The organism is Aliikangiella litoralis, from assembly GCF_052495765.1.
The window spans coordinates 3,991,423-4,007,005 of sequence record NZ_CP199292.1 but is presented as its reverse complement, the minus strand read 5'-3'; the positions used below and the strand labels follow the sequence as shown (position 1 = coordinate 4,007,005).

Here is a 15,583-nt window from a genome sequence, read left to right as displayed (position 1 = left end):
TAGATGGAATTATTAGATATTGATTTCATACGCTAGAATAAAAAAAGGTCATTAGAAAAAATGAGTAGTAATTATGGGTTAATTTTAGTCGTTCTTACATTTGTTTCGGGAATAATATGGTTAATTGATTCCTTAACTGCAGGTAAAAAGCGTAAAGCGGCTTTAGCTAAATTATATGAGCAGTCTGATAAACCAGCTCAAGAGGCTATTGATGCGGTAACACATGAACCTGTTTACCTTGATTATTCAAAATCATTTTTTCCAATTTTGCTTTTTATTGTCGTCCTACGTTCATTTTTATATGAACCTTTCCAAATACCATCGGCTTCAATGAAACCTACTTTAACGGAAGGTGACTTTATTTTAGTTAACAAGTTTAACTATGGCTTAAGGTTGCCCGTTACATCAGAAAAAGTAGTTGAAATAGGACTACCACAAAGAGGAGATGTTGCGGTGTTTAGAGCACCTCATCCGCCACATGATGATTATATTAAACGAGTTATTGGTTTACCTGGCGATACCGTTTTTTATACGCCTCAAAAAGAACTATACATACTACCTTATTGTTCCTCTGAGATAGAAAAAAGCCAATGTCCCAAAAAATTTAAAGTCATGAGAACACTTGCATCTGAAGCTGATTATATTGATCGTGATCCTAAAAATGGCTCCGAAAGGGCTACTAAAAAGTTTGTGGAAAAACTCGGTGAAGAAGAACATCAGATTATTATAAACCCCAATATGAGTGAGCCTTCAAAAGTTAAGCATTACAATATTCAAAAGTTTCCTGTACCTCAAGGCCATTATTTTGTAATGGGAGATAATCGTGATAATAGCTATGATGGCCGATATTGGGATTATAACTCTTTTGTTCCAGAAGAAAACCTGGTTGGTCAAGCTGTTTCTATTTGGTTGCATTTAGATTTTGGAATTAAAAATAAATATTTTAGTTGGATTCCGACTGGCATTGATTTAGGTCGTGTTGGTGCAATTAAGTAGCCTATTGTTAATCAGATTCTGCTTTGTGCTATTATATTGATATCGAACGGTTTGAAAGGGTAGTGCCTTATGAATAATCTTAATATAAGAAAAAAAATATCAAATAGTCGTCGCCAAAAAGGGGCAACTATGTGGATGACATTATTCTACATTTTGACTTTGGGGTTTTTTGGGTTATTAGCATTTAACTTGGTTCCAATATATATAGAGTACTCCAATATTCGCGCCTCAATGCAAGAAATAGTTAATCAGAATAATTTTAGAGAAATGTCACAGAAACAGATATTGTCAGCGATGTCTAAACGCATGATGATAGATAGTATACGAGATTTCAAAAAAGAGTCATTTCAAGTCGCGAGAGATAAGTCTGGAGAAAAGTATATTATTATTACTTACTCTAAAAAAGCACATGTTGCAGGTAATGTTTCTGCATTAGTTGAATTTAATGAAGAAATTCGAGCCGAAAAATAGTTATCTGTTTTATTAAATATGTCTATTACTCCAAATTTAAAATTCTTACAGGAAAAACTACAATACTCCTTTAAAGAAATAAAAAGCCTAGAAACGGCATTAACCCACCGCTCTGCAAGTAGCCGCCATAATGAGCGCCTAGAATACTTAGGTGATGCTATTTTAGGTAGTGTAATAGCTTATCAGCTATATGAGCAATTCCCTCAGGCAAATGAAGGACAATTAAGCCGCCTACGTTCATTTCTAGTTAAAGAAAAAGCGCTTTTTGAGCTAGCTCAAGAACTTGATTTAGGAACATATTTAAATTTAGGTAGTGGTGAATTAAAAAGTGGTGGTTTTAGAAGGGCTTCTATTTTATCTGATACCTTTGAAGCAATTATTGGTGCTGTTTTTTTAGATAGTGACTTTGAGCAAGCAAAAAAATTTATTTTAGGGGTTTATCAAAAAAAGCTAGCTGAGTTATCACTTGATAAAGCCAAAAAAGATCCAAAAACGCGCCTGCAAGAATGGCTACAGGCTCGTAATTATGAAATACCAACTTATGAAGTAATTCGTTCTACAGGAAAAGACCATGCTAAAACCTATTGGGTGAGTTGCCAAGTTGACTATCAGTCACTTAAAGCCGAGGGGCTGGGGGCTAGTCGTCGAAAAGCTGAACAAGACGCAGCAGAAAAAATTTTGGAGAAATTAGTTAATGACTAATCAAAAATATCCTACTCGGTGTGGTTTTGTTGCATTTGTTGGACGCCCTAATGTTGGTAAATCAACATTATTGAATCAACTTTTAGGACAAAAGCTGAGTATTACTTCACGTAAGCCACAAACAACTCGTCATCGTATTTTAGGTATTGACACCTTTGCACAAACTCAAATGATCTACGTGGACACTCCAGGTGTTCATAAAGAAGAGCCTAAAGCAATTAATCGGTTGATGAATCGAGCAGCTTCTAGTTCTATTGCTGATGTTGATATTGTTGTTTTTGTGGTTGAGCCAGATCGTTGGACTGATGATGATCAGTTAGTGTTAGAACATATACAAACCAATAAATCACCTTGTATTTTATTTATTAATAAGATTGATAAGTTAAAAGACAAAGAGGCTTTATTACCCCAGCTTCAGTTTTTATCTGATAAATATGAGTTTGCACAAATTATTCCTGGTTCGGCACTTAAGGGAAAACAAGTGGCGGATCTAAAAAATTATCTGGTGGAGGCAATGCCTGAGGGAGATTTTGTATTTCCTGAAGATTATTATACCGACCGTAGTGAGCGTTTTTTAGCGGCTGAAATTATTCGAGAAAAATTAATCCGCCAATTAGGAGATGAATTACCTTATTCGATTACTGTTGAAATTGAACAGTTTAAAACAGATAAAAAAGGCTTGTTAAATATTAATGGATTGATATTGGTTGAGCGCAACGGACAAAAGTCAATTGTTATTGGTAAAGGCGGCAGTCGATTAAAGCAAGTTGGCACAGATGCCAGAAAGGATATTCAACGTTTGTTTGGACAGAAAGTATTTTTAGAGTTATGGGTGAAGGTTAAAGATGGATGGGCCGATGATGAACGTGCACTCAGATCTTTAGGCTTCGATGATCATAAGGACTAGCAGGCAAGTTTTCTCTGATTATTATTAAAAACAGGCGAAGAGTTAGGTTGTTTGATGAGTCAAAACGCAATTAAGTTAACTGCATTTATTTTGCACTCAAAAGCTTATCAAGAAAGTCATTCTATATATCAAATCTTTAGCCTGCAACAAGGTCGTTTTTCAGTGATTGCAAAGGGCGTAAAAAATAAGCGCTCACAAGCTCGAAAAGCAGCATTGCAGCCATTTAGTGAGTTATTGATAGAAGTTGTTGGTAAAAGTGAGTTAAAGACACTGACTCATTGTGAAGTGGTTAACCCACAATCAGTGATGGCCTTTAAATTAACAGGTAAAGCGCTAGCATGCGCTTACTATGTCAATGAGCTGATAATACGAGCTTTACCAGAACATCAGGAGTTTCCTAATATTTTTCAGTCTTATCGATTATTTTTGAATCAATTAGTTTCTATTCAAAATTATGCAGTTTTATTACGTCAGTTTGAATTTGAACTATTGACCGAAATTGGTATTGCCCCAGATTTTGAGTTTGATATTTTAGCCCATCCTATTAAAACCAATAATTACTACCACTTAATACCCCAATCAGGTTTTAGTTTGGTTAATTCAAAAGATAGGAGGAATGCATTTAAAGGTTCAAGTATTTTAGCAATTGCTAGTGGTAAGTTTGAATATTCTGATTTACAAGAAACCAAGCAAATTATGCGTTTTTTATTACAAGAGATTATTGGAAATAGACCTTTACAGAGTAGAAAATTGTGGCACCATATTACCTACAATCAATCTTAAGAGATTTTACATGAGCCAGAGTAAACCAATATATTTGGGCGTTAATGTTGACCACGTTGCGACTATTCGACAAGCGAGGGGAGTGAATTATCCTCAAGTAGTACAAGCTGCTTTAGTGGCAGAGCAAGCAGGCGCAGATGGTATTACTATACATTTACGAGAAGATCGTCGCCATATTCAGGATAGAGATGTTGAATTGGTAAGAGAGTGCATTAACTCTCGGCTTAATTTAGAAATGGCTGTGACCGATGAAATGGTTGCTATTGCAAAAAAGATCAAACCCGAATATGTCTGTTTGGTTCCAGAAAAAAGAGAAGAAGTAACCACTGAAGGTGGCTTGGATGTTTGCGCAAATAAAGACAAAATACAGCATGCTTGTGATGAACTTGGTGCACAAGGTATAAAAGTTTCTTTGTTTATTGATGCTGAAGAGCGCCAAATTAAAGCGGCTAATGAAGTAGGAGCTCCCTATATAGAAATTCATACAGGGCATTATGCTGATGCGGCCAATGAAAGTATTAAAAATGAACAGCTTCGTATGATTTTGAACGGGGTACAACAAGCTAAAGCGTTAGGGATAACGGTAAATGCTGGTCATGGTTTGCACTATCATAATGTCGCTGAAATTGCGGCAATTACTGATATTTATGAATTAAACATTGGTCATTCAATTATTGCTCAGGCCGTTTTCAGTGGGTTGGCTAAAGCGGTTGCCGATATGAAAAGTATTATGCTCAATGCCCGAATGGTTAACAATCATCAATGAGTATTTATGGAATAGGTATTGATTTATGTGAGATTAAGCGAATAGAAAGGTCGCTTGAAAGAAACGGCGACTTATTTGCTAATAAAGTTCTTCATCAAAATGAAAAGGTACACTTTGATAAACTGAAGTTTAAAGCTCGCTTTTTAGCCAAGCGTTTTGCTGCCAAAGAAGCCTTTGCCAAGGCTTTAGGAACCGGAATCGCTGATGGAGTAAGTTTACCGAGTATTGAAGTTTATAATGATGATGCAGGTAAGCCTTGGATAAACTTACATGATGGTGCGCTACAAAAGTTACAGCTAATTGGAGAAACTCGTATTCACTTAAGTATTAGTGATGAACGAGAGCTTGCCATGGCTCAAGTAATTATTGAATGTATCTAACTGCCATTAGTGGTCTTCTTTTACGATAGTTTTGCTAAAAGCATCCCTCTAGTCTAAATTCTCATTGAATAATATGAAAAGAGTGAGCTAAAATAGTAAAACTTATGTAAATTCAAATAGTTAGAATAAATAAGGCAAAACCTATTAAAACTCTGTTTTCCGAAGGAACATCACACACAACGCGACTGTTTATAGCGGTTGTCTTGTCTTGTGTATTGATGTTTGTTGATCATCATGAACAGCACTTAAAAGGGGTGCGAAAGGGCCTTTCAACGTTGGCCACTCCAATTATATTTTTGGCTGATTTGCCAGGAGAATTTTTTGCCTGGAGTGGAGAAAATATGATCTCTCGAAGCCATTTACGCCAGGAAAATGCTCGCTTACGAGATGAGTCGCTGATTCTTAAAGCACAGCTGCAAACCTTAGTTGGCTTACAGTCTGAAAATGCTCGCTTACGTAACCTGCTAGGTACTGAAAATAAAAGTGTTGAACGTAAAATGGTTGCAGAAATTATTAAAATAGATAGCGACCCATTTAGTCTCAACTTCTTGATTAATAAAGGAAGTTTACATGATGTTTTTATTGGACAAACTGTTATTGATGCTTATGGCATTGTTGGACAAGTGGTTGAAGTGTCAGCTATGTTCTCCAGAGTTTTGATGATTTCCGATGCAACTCACTCTATTCCGGTGAAAGTGAACCGAAATGGTATTCGCTCGACTCTGGTGGGTACAGGTCAAATCAATTTACTTGAACTGCAATTCGTTTCTGATACAACAGATATAAAAGTTGGCGATTTGCTATTAAGCTCTGGTTTAGGACAAAGATTTCCTGACGGCTACCCTGTAGCTAAAGTGATTTCTGTAGAACACGATCCGGGCGAAGCATTTACCAGAATTTTAGCCGTGCCGGAAGCAAAACTGGATCAAAGCTCACTTGTACTATTAGTTTGGTCGGATAGGCTCAAGGAGGAATAATGGTACAATCTAAAGCCGATAGTAAAGGTGGCGGCGTTATTCTAATTACCTTAATGGTGGCCATGTTGCTTGATATTATGCCACTTCCAGAAATGATTGAACTCTTCAGACCCGAGTGGGTTGTTATGGTTTTAATTTACTGGGTTATGGCTTTACCAAGCCGAATAGGGGTTTTCAGCGGTTGGTTTTTAGGATTGTTTGTTGATGTTTTAAAAGGCTCTTTGTTTGGCATTAATGCTTTATCTTTCGCTCTGGTGGTCTTTTTAATTCAAGTCCTTTATCATCGTTTACGGCTGTTTCCCCAATGGAAACAAGCACTTAATATCACTGTTATTATAGGCTTACATCGTTTATTAGTGGTTAATTTAACAGGCCTTGTTGAGCCAGTTTCCAGCGATTTTACCTATTGGTTACCATTAATCTGTATCGCTGTTTTATGGCCATGGTTATTTATTTTATTGCGTGATATCAGACGAAAGTTTTGTTAATAATTGCTTGACCATATTAAAAGGAAAGTTAATGAACCCCTTATATCCTCATTATATTACTCTGGCGTCTCGTTCACCTAGACGACAAGAACTACTTCGCCAGATTGGCGTTGAGTTTCAATTACTTGATTTAGCAATTAACGAATCGGTTTCTTCAAACGAGCTACCGTTAGATTATGTGCAGCGAATGGCACAAGAAAAAGCAAAAACGGGATGGTCATTATTACAACAGCAAAAAATATCAACATCGCATAAAAATGCAGTTTTGGCTGCGGATACATGTGTCGTATTAAGAGATAATATTCTTGGTAAACCTAAAGATTTAGACGATTCTATCGCAATCATCCGTTTATTATCAGGTAATGTTCACCAAGTTATGACGAGTGTATCTTTAATTAATGAAGATGGAATATCTACCCAGACAAGTATTACTGATGTTGAGTTTGCCAAGTTAACCAACCAACAGATAGTTTGTTACTGTCAATCTGGTGAAGGAATGGATAAAGCTGGTAGTTATGCTATACAAGGATTTGCTGCTCAATTTGTGAAATCTATCAAGGGAAGTTATTCTGGTGTGGTAGGCTTACCTTTATATGAAACCAGTTTGTTGCTCAATAAGCATTTTAAGGTTGATTCATGAAAGAAGAAATATTGATTAATGTTACACCGCAAGAATGTCGTGCAGCAGTGATCGAAAATGGCATGTTGCAAGAAATGTATATCGAAAGAACTTCAAGTCGTGGACTTGTGGGTAATATTTATCGAGGTAAGGTCATTCGAGTTTTACCAGGTATGCAAGCTGCATTCATTAATATTGGCCGGGAACGTTCTGCTTTTTTGCATGCAGCAGAAATTTTACCTATATCTGAAACGGAATTAATTGAAAATGAAAATATCACTACGCCAGATATTAATGAGCTATTGCATGATGGTCAAACAATAACGGTACAAGTGATTAAAGATGAAATAGGTACAAAAGGAGCGCGTTTAACAACGCATTTAACAATCCCGTCTCGCTTTTTAGTTATGATGCCTGACAATCAACATATTGGTGTTTCGCAACGCATAGAAGATGAAGTTGAACGAGTTAGGTTGAAAGAAGCACTAACGACTACTTCTGAAGAAGAGGTTAAAAAAGATACTCAAGGTTATATTATTCGAACTGCTGCAGAAGGTGCAAAAATAGAAGCATTAAAACGAGATGCTGACTTTTTAGCCAGGCTTTGGAAAACAATAAAAACTAAAATTCGTTGTTCAAAAGCGCCTTGTTTGGTACATGAGGATTTAGATTTACCCCTGCGTTTAATTCGTGACTTAGCACCTTCTGGTGTTGAAAAAATACGAGTTGATTCAGTGGAGGTTCATAAACGTTTGCTATCTTTTGTAAAAGAGTTTATTCCATCTTTGAAATCTAGCGTTGAACAGTATTCAGGTGAGCGAACACTATTTGATGTGTTTAATGTAGAAGATGAGATTGAAAAAGCATTGCATCGTAAAGTGCAACTTAAATCGGGAGGTTATTTAATTATTGAACAAACCGAGGCAATGGTAACAATTGATGTTAATACAGGTGCTTTTGTCGGTTATAGAAACTTGGAAGATACTATTTTTAAAACTAACCTCGAAGCTGCTTCGGCATTAGCTCGTCAGTTAAGATTACGCAACTTAGGTGGAATTGTAATCATTGATTTTATTGATATGAAAGAAGATGAGCACAAACGGCAAGTTTTAAGAACTTTAGAAAAGGTTCTTGAGCGTGATCATGCTAAAACCCATATTTCAGAAGTATCATCGTTAGGCCTAGTTCAGATGACACGTAAACGAAGTACCGAAAGTCTTGAACATTTATTATGCGAATCTTGCCCTACGTGTGATAGCAAAGGAAGTATCAAAACGGCGCAAACAATTTGCTATGAGATTTTTAGAGAGCTGTATCGCAGTGCACGTGCCTATGAAGCTCAAAAGTATTTAGTGCTAGCAACTCAAGAAGTGGTTGACCGTATGCTCGATGAAGAAGCGCCCTACCTGGCTGAATTGGAATCTATGATAGGCAAACCTATTCGTTTTCAAGCTGAGCGACTATATACACAGGAACAGTTTGATGTGGTTCTATTATAGCTGCCGTTCTTTATTGTACTTGCTTTAATTGTTCGACTGAAAATAGAGAGCATTAGTGAACGAAAAAACAAATAGGCCAATATATAAAGCTTTTGTTTATTTTATAAATAAGCTTTGGCTTTTAATTGCTACTGTAGTGATTTTTACTGCGGTTTGTTTTGCATTACTCCACCTTTTATTACCTCAAATAAATTATTTTAAATCTGATATTGAAGCTTGGGTAGAAAATCAATATCAGGTCGATATTGAAATGGAAAGTATTCACGCCGAATGGAGTTCTAACGGGCCGATACTGTCGATGTCAAAGTTTAAAGTAAAGTCAGACACTCGACAGCTAAGTTTATTATCCGTTGATTCAATGTTGATTCATTTAGATGGTATAGCAACTTTGTTTTCAGGTAGCTTGACAACTGAAAAAATTGAAGTTGTTGGAGCTAATTTAAATTTTATTCTTGACCGTAAGCTGGGCGTTAAGTTTGATTCTTTAGAAGATGTTGAAAATTCTTCTGAAGATAAGGAGTTTCAATCGATCAGTAAATTATTATTGGTTAATTTATTTAATCAAAAAAACTTATTGCTAATTGATTCAAAAATTCAAATAGAAACCTTATCTGGTCGAGAGTTTAATTATTCTATTAACGAGTTAAGTATTGCTAACTATGACCAAATACATCAAATCAGCGGTACTTTAGAAGATAAATTTGAAGGCAGAATTAAGTTGGTTGCCGAAATTTTTGGTGATCCATCAACCGCTAATAGCTATACAAATTTTTATCTTGAAGGAAAAAATATTCTTTTATCTAATTTGCCTGGTTACAAAAAAAACTCTCGCTTTAAACCTGAGTCTGGTCTGCTTAACTGGCAAGTATGGAGCGAGAGAAGAAAAGGTCGATGGCAAGTTGCTAATGGTAAATTGAACCTAAACGAAGTGGTATGGAGTGATAACTTAGAAGGAAAAGAAAATAAAGCGAGTGCTAACCCTAATATTGAAGCTTTTTCTTTAAACTTTAACTGGCACTTTTCTGATATAAACACTGGCGTATTATCTCTTTATGATACTCAGTTAAAGCAATATAACCTGTCAGCCACTCAACTGCCAGAATTATACTTTTTATTTACACAAAAAAATAATAGTGATATCCAATGGGATTTTATTACCCGTGACTTTCAGGCGACTCATTTATCAAACTATTTTAATCTGATTTTTGGTATTGGTAAAAAAGAAATAGATTTTTCTAATAGCAACATGAATTTAAAGTTGGAACAATTGGGCATTAGAATGCAGCGAGAAAATACTAATTGGGCGACACAGGCTTATGCCAGTTTTTCAGAGCTTTCATATGATAAATCGTTTGATATGCCTATTATTAAAGGTTTAAGCGGAGAGTTGTCATACTCAAATGGTGTTGGTGAAGCTAAATTAAAAGGTCAGCAAGCTGTTTTAGATTTTAACGGTTTGTTTAGAAATAAACTTAAGTTTGATGAGTTATCTATCGATCTGGGGTGGGAGTTAGATACGCAAAATAATATTGATTTGTTGATTGAGTCTGCACAGTTTAAAAATAGTCATTTAACTTTAGATGCTCGTTCACGTTTCTTTTTTCAAGATGAAAAGCCCATTTTTTCTTTATTTGCGCAACTACAGGATGTTGATGTCAGTAGTAAGTCTCTATATTTACCCACAAAAATCATGTCTAAATCATTGACTGATTATTTAGATAAAGGCGTTAAGCAAGGTTATATACCTATTGCAAAAGCAATAGTGCACGGTCCGATTAATTCATTTCCATTTGATAACCTGGAAGGTTTATTTTCGATTAAAGCAGAACTAAGAGATGCAAAGTATCAATATCTTCCAGATTGGCCCATTGCTGAACATTTAGATGCAAATCTTTGGTTTGAAGGTAATGGTATGGATTTACGTGCGCTAAAGGCAACGGCAAATGGTGTCTACCTTAACCAGGCAAGAGCAGTGATTAATGATTTTTCAGCAAAAAACATCCCATTAGAATTGTCAATTAAGGCAACTAGTATTGATAATGTTGGGCGCGAATTTTTACTACAAACACCCCTGAATGATATTGCAAAATCTTTAGAGGTTATTGATTATCAGGGTAATATTTTCACTCACATTTCTTTAGTCGCTGGGTTGGATGATGGTGATTTAATTAAGCTTGATGGTAAAGTCTCACCCGACAAAGAACATTCTAAAGTCAATATTAGTGATTTTCAATTTACTGAGTTAGAGGGCGACTTGTTAATTGATGCTAATGGCGTTAAACAAAGTGAAATAAGCGCTAAATATCATGACAAGCCAGTTAAAGTTTTTTTGTCGAGTGGTGAAGGTGCTGATGTTGCTCATTTAAACATTAACGCAACTGGACGATATAGTGCAGAGGCAATTGGCGATATTTTAGATGCAGACTGGATAACGCTGGCGAGCGGTGAAACGGAGATAACTGCTAATATACAAGTTGGGCCACCTAAAAACAGAAGTGCAGTCACAATGACGTTTATGTCTGATTTAGAGGGGTTAGCTATTAACCTTCCTGATCAATTGAAGAAGTCATCTAATGACAAGTCTCCAATAGAAATAGAGCTTGAGCTAGCAGAAGTCAATCATGCAAAAATAACTTGGAATGATTTAAAAGCAAAGTGGTGGTGGAAAAACGAACAGTCTAAATATCAACATATTGGAGGTTCATTTCTTTATCATTCGGAAAAAAGTTTGCCTGAAAAGTTAATCACTAAAAACCAAACGAATGTACATTTAGAGACAATGACATTAAAAGATTGGCTGCCTATTTTCAGCTTAATCAAAAGTGATATTGATCGAAGTAATAATACGACAGTTTTAGAAAATGAGTTGAAATTTACTGTCGGTGAAGTTAAAAGTGATTTGGCAAAATTAACTGATTTAGATGTTTTTGTCAAAAATGATGAGAGTAATAATTGGGAGTTATCCGCACAAAGTCCGTCAGGAAATGCACAGTTAAAATTTAATCAGACTGCGCCTTGGGAGCTGGAGATAAATAATTTAAATTTAAAACTTAACCCTGCACTTTTTTCACAAGAACAAGAAAATACCGCTGTAGTTAAAAGTACGACTAACCAAAATATGACTCTTTCAGAGAACAATCTTTTATTTAACCTACATGATTGGCCGAAAATAGATCTTCGGTGCAATCACTGTGTGGTGCATAATAAGAAAACAGGAAATGTTCGCGCAAATATTGTTCCTTCACAAGACGCTCTTAATGTTCAAGGTCGTATAGAAGATGATAAAAATCATCAGTTGGCTTTTAATGCCAACTGGCTGCAAATCAAATCATATAGAACAACAAATCAACAACAAGAAAATAACCCAAAAACACCAGAGCTCATTGTATCTAATTTAACTCACATAGAATATGACTTAAGCATAGATAAAGTGGGAGAGTTAATGAAACGATGGGATTATCCTGTTCCTGTTAGAGATAGTAATGGTCAGTTTTCTGGACGTTTATGGTGGCGAGATATGCCCTGGAAATTTTCAACTAAAGCATTTGAAGGAGATGCAAAGTTTAGTTTAGGAACAGGGTATTTAAGTGAGGTTAGTGATGCAAAAGTTAGATTGTTTTCTTTATTGAGTTTGCAGACTCTGTCTAGAAGGTTGCAGTTAGATTTTAGTGATGTTTATAAAAAAGGTTTTTTTTACGATCAGTTGTCAGGTAATGTTAGAGTGCGTGATGGTATTGTTATTGCTGATAATATTTATGTTGATGGTAGCGCAGCTAAAGTTACTTTAAATGGTGAAGTCAACTTGCAACAACAAACTATTGAGCAAAGAGCATTAGTTGTTCCACAATTAACTTCCAGTTTACCTGTACTTATTGGTTGGGCAGTTGAACCAACAACAGGGGTTATTATTTATTTATTAAATAAAATTTTTGAGCCTGCTATAGAGGTTGTAACTCAAATAGAATATCGTTTACATGGCCCGCTAGATAAAATGAATATTGATGAGATAAAAAAGTTTAAAAATAAAGTTAAATATAAAGCGACCGAAAATGATGAACAGACTAAAGATGAAACTCGGCAAGTAACGCCCTCTGAAGATTAAGCATAGGTTAAATAAATTGTGATAAATATTAATGAATTAACTGTTGCTGCGATACAACTGACTTCAGGGGTTGATTTAGTTGATAACATGAAAACTGTTGCTCAGTATATTTCTGAAGCTAGTAAAAAAGGAGCCCAACTTGTTGTTTTACCAGAGTACTTCGGCATAATGGGAAAGAATGAGTCTGCCAAGTTAAAGGTGGCAGAAGAACACCTTAAGGGTGAAGTACAACAATTTTTATCGCTACAAGCAAAACAGCATCAAGTGTGGTTAGTCGCTGGTAGTCACCCAGTGGTTTCAGCAAAAAAGAACAAACCTTATGGACGATGTTATGTATATTCTCCTGAAGGAGAATGTATTTGTTGGTATGATAAAATACACCTTTTTGATGTTCATGTTGCTGACAACACCAACCAATATTCTGAGTCTAAATTTTGTACACCCGGTAATCAGGTTGTTAGCTTTGATACATCTTGGGGAAAAATAGGTATAGCTATTTGTTATGATTTGCGATTTCCTGAGCTGTTTCGTGAATTAGTTAAACAAGGTGTTAAAATAATGGTTATTCCTGCCGCGTTTACTGCCGTGACGGGAGAGGCGCATTGGGAAGTATTGTTAAGGACACGGGCGATAGAAAATCAGATTTTTGTCGTTGCCGCTGCGCAAGCAGGGCTTCACGATAATGGTCGAGAAACTTGGGGACACTCGTGTATTATCTCACCTTGGGGTGAAGTGCTGGCTGTACGTGATTTAAAGCCAGGTTTAGTTTTAGCAAAATTAGATTTATCCTACCAGCAAAAATACAGAAATGAATTTCCAGTCCTAAGCCATACAAGGCTATAATGGAGCTTGAAATAATTTAATGCTTTAATGCCGTTTAATGGAATTTTATATGAGTAACTCTTTGAGCGCTATCCAACAAGAATTTTTACAACCTGCAGGCTTGGGTAGCAACGATTTAACCCGAATCCTTGATTCAATGCTAAGCCATAAAGTTGACTTTGCTGAACTCTATTTTCAGAGCGTGCACCAAGAAGCTTGGGTATTAGAAGCTGGTATTGTGAAAGATGCGAGCTTTAGTAGCGATAAAGGCGTTGGGGTTCGTGCATTAAGTGGTGAGAAAACGGGATTTGCATATTCTGAGGAAATTATTTTACCTGCTTTAGAGCAAGCCGCCGCTGCATCGAGAAGTATTGCCGCATATGGAGGAACCCGCCAAGTTAAATTGTCGTCTCATAACATTTCAAAATCTTATTATGCTTCAACGGATCCTATTTTAAGCTTAACTGAAGCTGAAAAATTAGAAATTTTACAGAAACTCGATCAAGCGGCAAGAGCACAAGATCCAAGAGTCAGCGAAGTGATAGCATCAATTTCTGGTGTTTATGAAAAAATTCTCGTGTGTGCTACTGATGGAACATTAGCAAGCGATATTCGTCCTTTGGTGAGAGCGAATGTTACTGTCATTATGCAACATAATGGCAAAACTGAACGAGGTAGTTCAGGCATGGGGGGGCGAGATGATTATTTGATTTTAACTGATGAAGTGCTTTCTCAGTTAGCAAAAGATGCGGTTCATCAAGCAAGCATTAACCTTGAAGCGATAGCTGCGCCTGCTGGCATTATGCCGGTTGTATTAGGGGCTGGTTGGCCGGGTGTTTTATTACATGAAGCGGTAGGACATGGCTTGGAAGGTGACTTTAATCGTAAAGGTTCTTCGGCTTTTTCTAACCGTGTTGGGCAAAGAGTTGCTTCTCCCTTATGCACTATTGTTGATGATGGGACAATTGTTGGTCGCCGAGGCTCATTAACTATTGATGATGAGGGAACACCATGTCAATCAACAACTTTGATTGAGAACGGTATTTTATGCGGTTATATGCAAGATAAAAAAAATGCTGGTTTAATGAAGACACAATCAACAGGTAATGGGCGTAGAGAATCATATTCTTGTTTAACTTTACCTAGAATGACTAACACTTATATGCTGGCAGGAGAGAGTGAGCCTGAAGAAATTATTCGTTCAGTAAAAAAGGGAATTTATGCGCCTAATTTTGGCGGTGGGCAAGTTGACATTACCTCTGGTAAGTTTGTGTTTTCAACCAGTGAAGCTTATTTAATTGAAAATGGTAAAATCACTGCGCCAGTAAAAGGGGCAACTTTAATTGGCAACGGACCTGATGTTTTAACAAAAGTCAGTATGGTGGGCAATGACTTAAAACTTGATAAGGGAGTGGGGGTTTGCGGTAAAGATGGGCAAAGTGTTCCTGTTGGAGTCGGGCAACCCACCTTAAAAGTTGATGAGTTAACAGTCGGTGGCACTAATTAAGATAAGTATTCGTTATGAATGATGATTTTGAAGAAATAAAAGCTGATGAGTTAGAGGCTAGTTTTGTTAGTAAAACTCAGCTTAAAAATGAAGCAAAAGAATTAGTTGATTTTGGCAAACAATTAATCGAACTGTCAGAATCTCAGTTAAGCTTATTACCTTTGTCAGAAAACACAATGGTTGCAGTAAGAGATTATCATAAACAAAAGGGTAATATTGCTCGTAAAAGGCATTTAGGGTATATCGGCAAGTGTTTGAGGAACGATGATGCGACTGAAGCAAAGGCGATATTAGAACAAGAAAATTTTGCCCAACTAAGAGTTTCAAATCAAGCTGAAAAACCAAAAGAAAAAGATCATCAATCTGTTCTGGTTGAGCTGATTGAGGGTGGAGATAAAAGTATAGAAGCTTTGTTGGTCCAAAATATGGAACTTGACAGGCAAACATTGCGTCAATTAGTTCGAAACGTTCGTAATGCTAAAACAGAACAAAAAAAACTGACAGCAACGACTAAATTAAAATCATTTTTACAAACCAATAATATTATTTAATAACGGGTTAATG

The 15,583-nt window shown here is 36.2% G+C and carries 15 protein-coding genes; all 15 read left to right on the top strand.

Annotation, left to right across the window (positions count from 1 at the left end):
- Nucleotides 1-60: 60 nt before the first annotated feature.
- Nucleotides 61-996, top strand: coding sequence for a signal peptidase I (gene lepB / locus ACT5E3_RS16615; protein WP_444994660.1), 936 nt, complete (start codon nt 61-63; stop codon nt 994-996).
- A 69-nt stretch (nt 997-1,065) separates the two neighbouring features.
- Entirely contained in the window at nt 1,066-1,467 is a 402-nt protein-coding gene (locus tag ACT5E3_RS16610; RefSeq protein ID WP_444994659.1) for a DUF4845 domain-containing protein, read from the top strand.
- An 18-nt stretch (nt 1,468-1,485) separates the two neighbouring features.
- Nucleotides 1,486-2,169, top strand: coding sequence for a ribonuclease III (rnc, locus tag ACT5E3_RS16605; protein ID WP_444994658.1), 684 nt, complete (start codon nt 1,486-1,488; stop codon nt 2,167-2,169).
- Nucleotides 2,162-3,076 (top strand): GTPase Era, encoded by a 915-nt coding sequence (era, locus tag ACT5E3_RS16600; protein ID WP_444994657.1) that lies wholly within the window; start codon nt 2,162-2,164, stop codon nt 3,074-3,076. The genes rnc and era overlap by 8 nt, the downstream gene beginning before the upstream one ends.
- Before the next feature lie 54 nt (nt 3,077-3,130).
- Entirely contained in the window at nt 3,131-3,859 is a 729-nt protein-coding gene (gene recO / locus ACT5E3_RS16595) for a DNA repair protein RecO (protein WP_444994656.1), read from the top strand.
- Between the two features lie 10 nt (nt 3,860-3,869).
- Nucleotides 3,870-4,625, top strand: a complete 756-nt coding sequence (pdxJ, locus tag ACT5E3_RS16590; protein WP_444994655.1) for a pyridoxine 5'-phosphate synthase — start codon at nt 3,870-3,872, stop codon at nt 4,623-4,625.
- Nucleotides 4,622-5,005, top strand: a complete 384-nt coding sequence (gene acpS, locus ACT5E3_RS16585; protein ID WP_444994654.1) for a holo-ACP synthase — start codon at nt 4,622-4,624, stop codon at nt 5,003-5,005. Before pdxJ ends, acpS begins: the two co-directional genes overlap by 4 nt.
- A 203-nt stretch (nt 5,006-5,208) precedes the next feature.
- Complete coding sequence (mreC, locus tag ACT5E3_RS16580; protein ID WP_444994653.1) at nt 5,209-5,982, top strand: rod shape-determining protein MreC; 774 nt, start codon at nt 5,209-5,211, stop codon at nt 5,980-5,982.
- A complete protein-coding gene (gene mreD, locus ACT5E3_RS16575) occupies nt 5,982-6,470 on the top strand; it encodes a rod shape-determining protein MreD (protein ID WP_444994652.1) in 489 nt (162 codons plus the stop codon). Before mreC ends, mreD begins: the two co-directional genes overlap by 1 nt.
- Nucleotides 6,471-6,501: 31 nt before the next feature.
- The gene (locus ACT5E3_RS16570) at nt 6,502-7,110 is read left to right on the top strand and encodes a Maf family protein (RefSeq protein WP_444994651.1); all 609 of its coding nucleotides are present in this window, start codon (nt 6,502-6,504) and stop codon (nt 7,108-7,110) included.
- A complete protein-coding gene (rng, locus tag ACT5E3_RS16565) occupies nt 7,107-8,588 on the top strand; it encodes a ribonuclease G (protein WP_444994650.1) in 1,482 nt (493 codons plus the stop codon). The genes ACT5E3_RS16570 and rng overlap by 4 nt, the downstream gene beginning before the upstream one ends.
- 55 nt (nt 8,589-8,643) lie before the next feature.
- Nucleotides 8,644-12,690, top strand: a complete 4,047-nt coding sequence (locus tag ACT5E3_RS16560) for a YhdP family protein (protein ID WP_444994649.1) — start codon at nt 8,644-8,646, stop codon at nt 12,688-12,690.
- Nucleotides 12,691-12,708: 18 nt separating this feature from the next.
- Nucleotides 12,709-13,533: a carbon-nitrogen hydrolase family protein gene (locus tag ACT5E3_RS16555; RefSeq protein WP_444994648.1), complete on the top strand. Its 825-nt coding sequence runs from the start codon at nt 12,709-12,711 to the stop codon at nt 13,531-13,533.
- Between the two features lie 49 nt (nt 13,534-13,582).
- The gene (tldD, locus tag ACT5E3_RS16550) at nt 13,583-15,019 is read left to right on the top strand and encodes a metalloprotease TldD (protein ID WP_444994647.1); all 1,437 of its coding nucleotides are present in this window, start codon (nt 13,583-13,585) and stop codon (nt 15,017-15,019) included.
- Between the two features lie 14 nt (nt 15,020-15,033).
- Nucleotides 15,034-15,570, top strand: coding sequence for a ribosome biogenesis factor YjgA (yjgA, locus tag ACT5E3_RS16545; RefSeq protein ID WP_444994646.1), 537 nt, complete (start codon nt 15,034-15,036; stop codon nt 15,568-15,570).
- Nucleotides 15,571-15,583 lie beyond the last annotated feature (13 nt).

What these genes read in the sequence shown, in the direction of transcription:
- lepB (WP_444994660.1), top strand. Translation starts at nt 61, where the DNA reads ATGAGTAGTAATTATGGGTTAATTTTAGTCGTTCTTACATTTGTTTCG.
- ACT5E3_RS16610 (WP_444994659.1), top strand. Translation starts at nt 1,066, where the DNA reads ATGAATAATCTTAATATAAGAAAAAAAATATCAAATAGTCGTCGCCAA.
- rnc (WP_444994658.1), top strand. Translation starts at nt 1,486, where the DNA reads ATGTCTATTACTCCAAATTTAAAATTCTTACAGGAAAAACTACAATAC.
- era (WP_444994657.1), top strand. Translation starts at nt 2,162, where the DNA reads ATGACTAATCAAAAATATCCTACTCGGTGTGGTTTTGTTGCATTTGTT.
- recO (WP_444994656.1), top strand. Translation starts at nt 3,131, where the DNA reads ATGAGTCAAAACGCAATTAAGTTAACTGCATTTATTTTGCACTCAAAA.
- pdxJ (WP_444994655.1), top strand. Translation starts at nt 3,870, where the DNA reads ATGAGCCAGAGTAAACCAATATATTTGGGCGTTAATGTTGACCACGTT.
- acpS (WP_444994654.1), top strand. Translation starts at nt 4,622, where the DNA reads ATGAGTATTTATGGAATAGGTATTGATTTATGTGAGATTAAGCGAATA.
- mreD (WP_444994652.1), top strand. Translation starts at nt 5,982, where the DNA reads ATGGTACAATCTAAAGCCGATAGTAAAGGTGGCGGCGTTATTCTAATT.
- ACT5E3_RS16570 (WP_444994651.1), top strand. Translation starts at nt 6,502, where the DNA reads ATGAACCCCTTATATCCTCATTATATTACTCTGGCGTCTCGTTCACCT.
- rng (WP_444994650.1), top strand. Translation starts at nt 7,107, where the DNA reads ATGAAAGAAGAAATATTGATTAATGTTACACCGCAAGAATGTCGTGCA.
- tldD (WP_444994647.1), top strand. Translation starts at nt 13,583, where the DNA reads ATGAGTAACTCTTTGAGCGCTATCCAACAAGAATTTTTACAACCTGCA.
- yjgA (WP_444994646.1), top strand. Translation starts at nt 15,034, where the DNA reads ATGAATGATGATTTTGAAGAAATAAAAGCTGATGAGTTAGAGGCTAGT.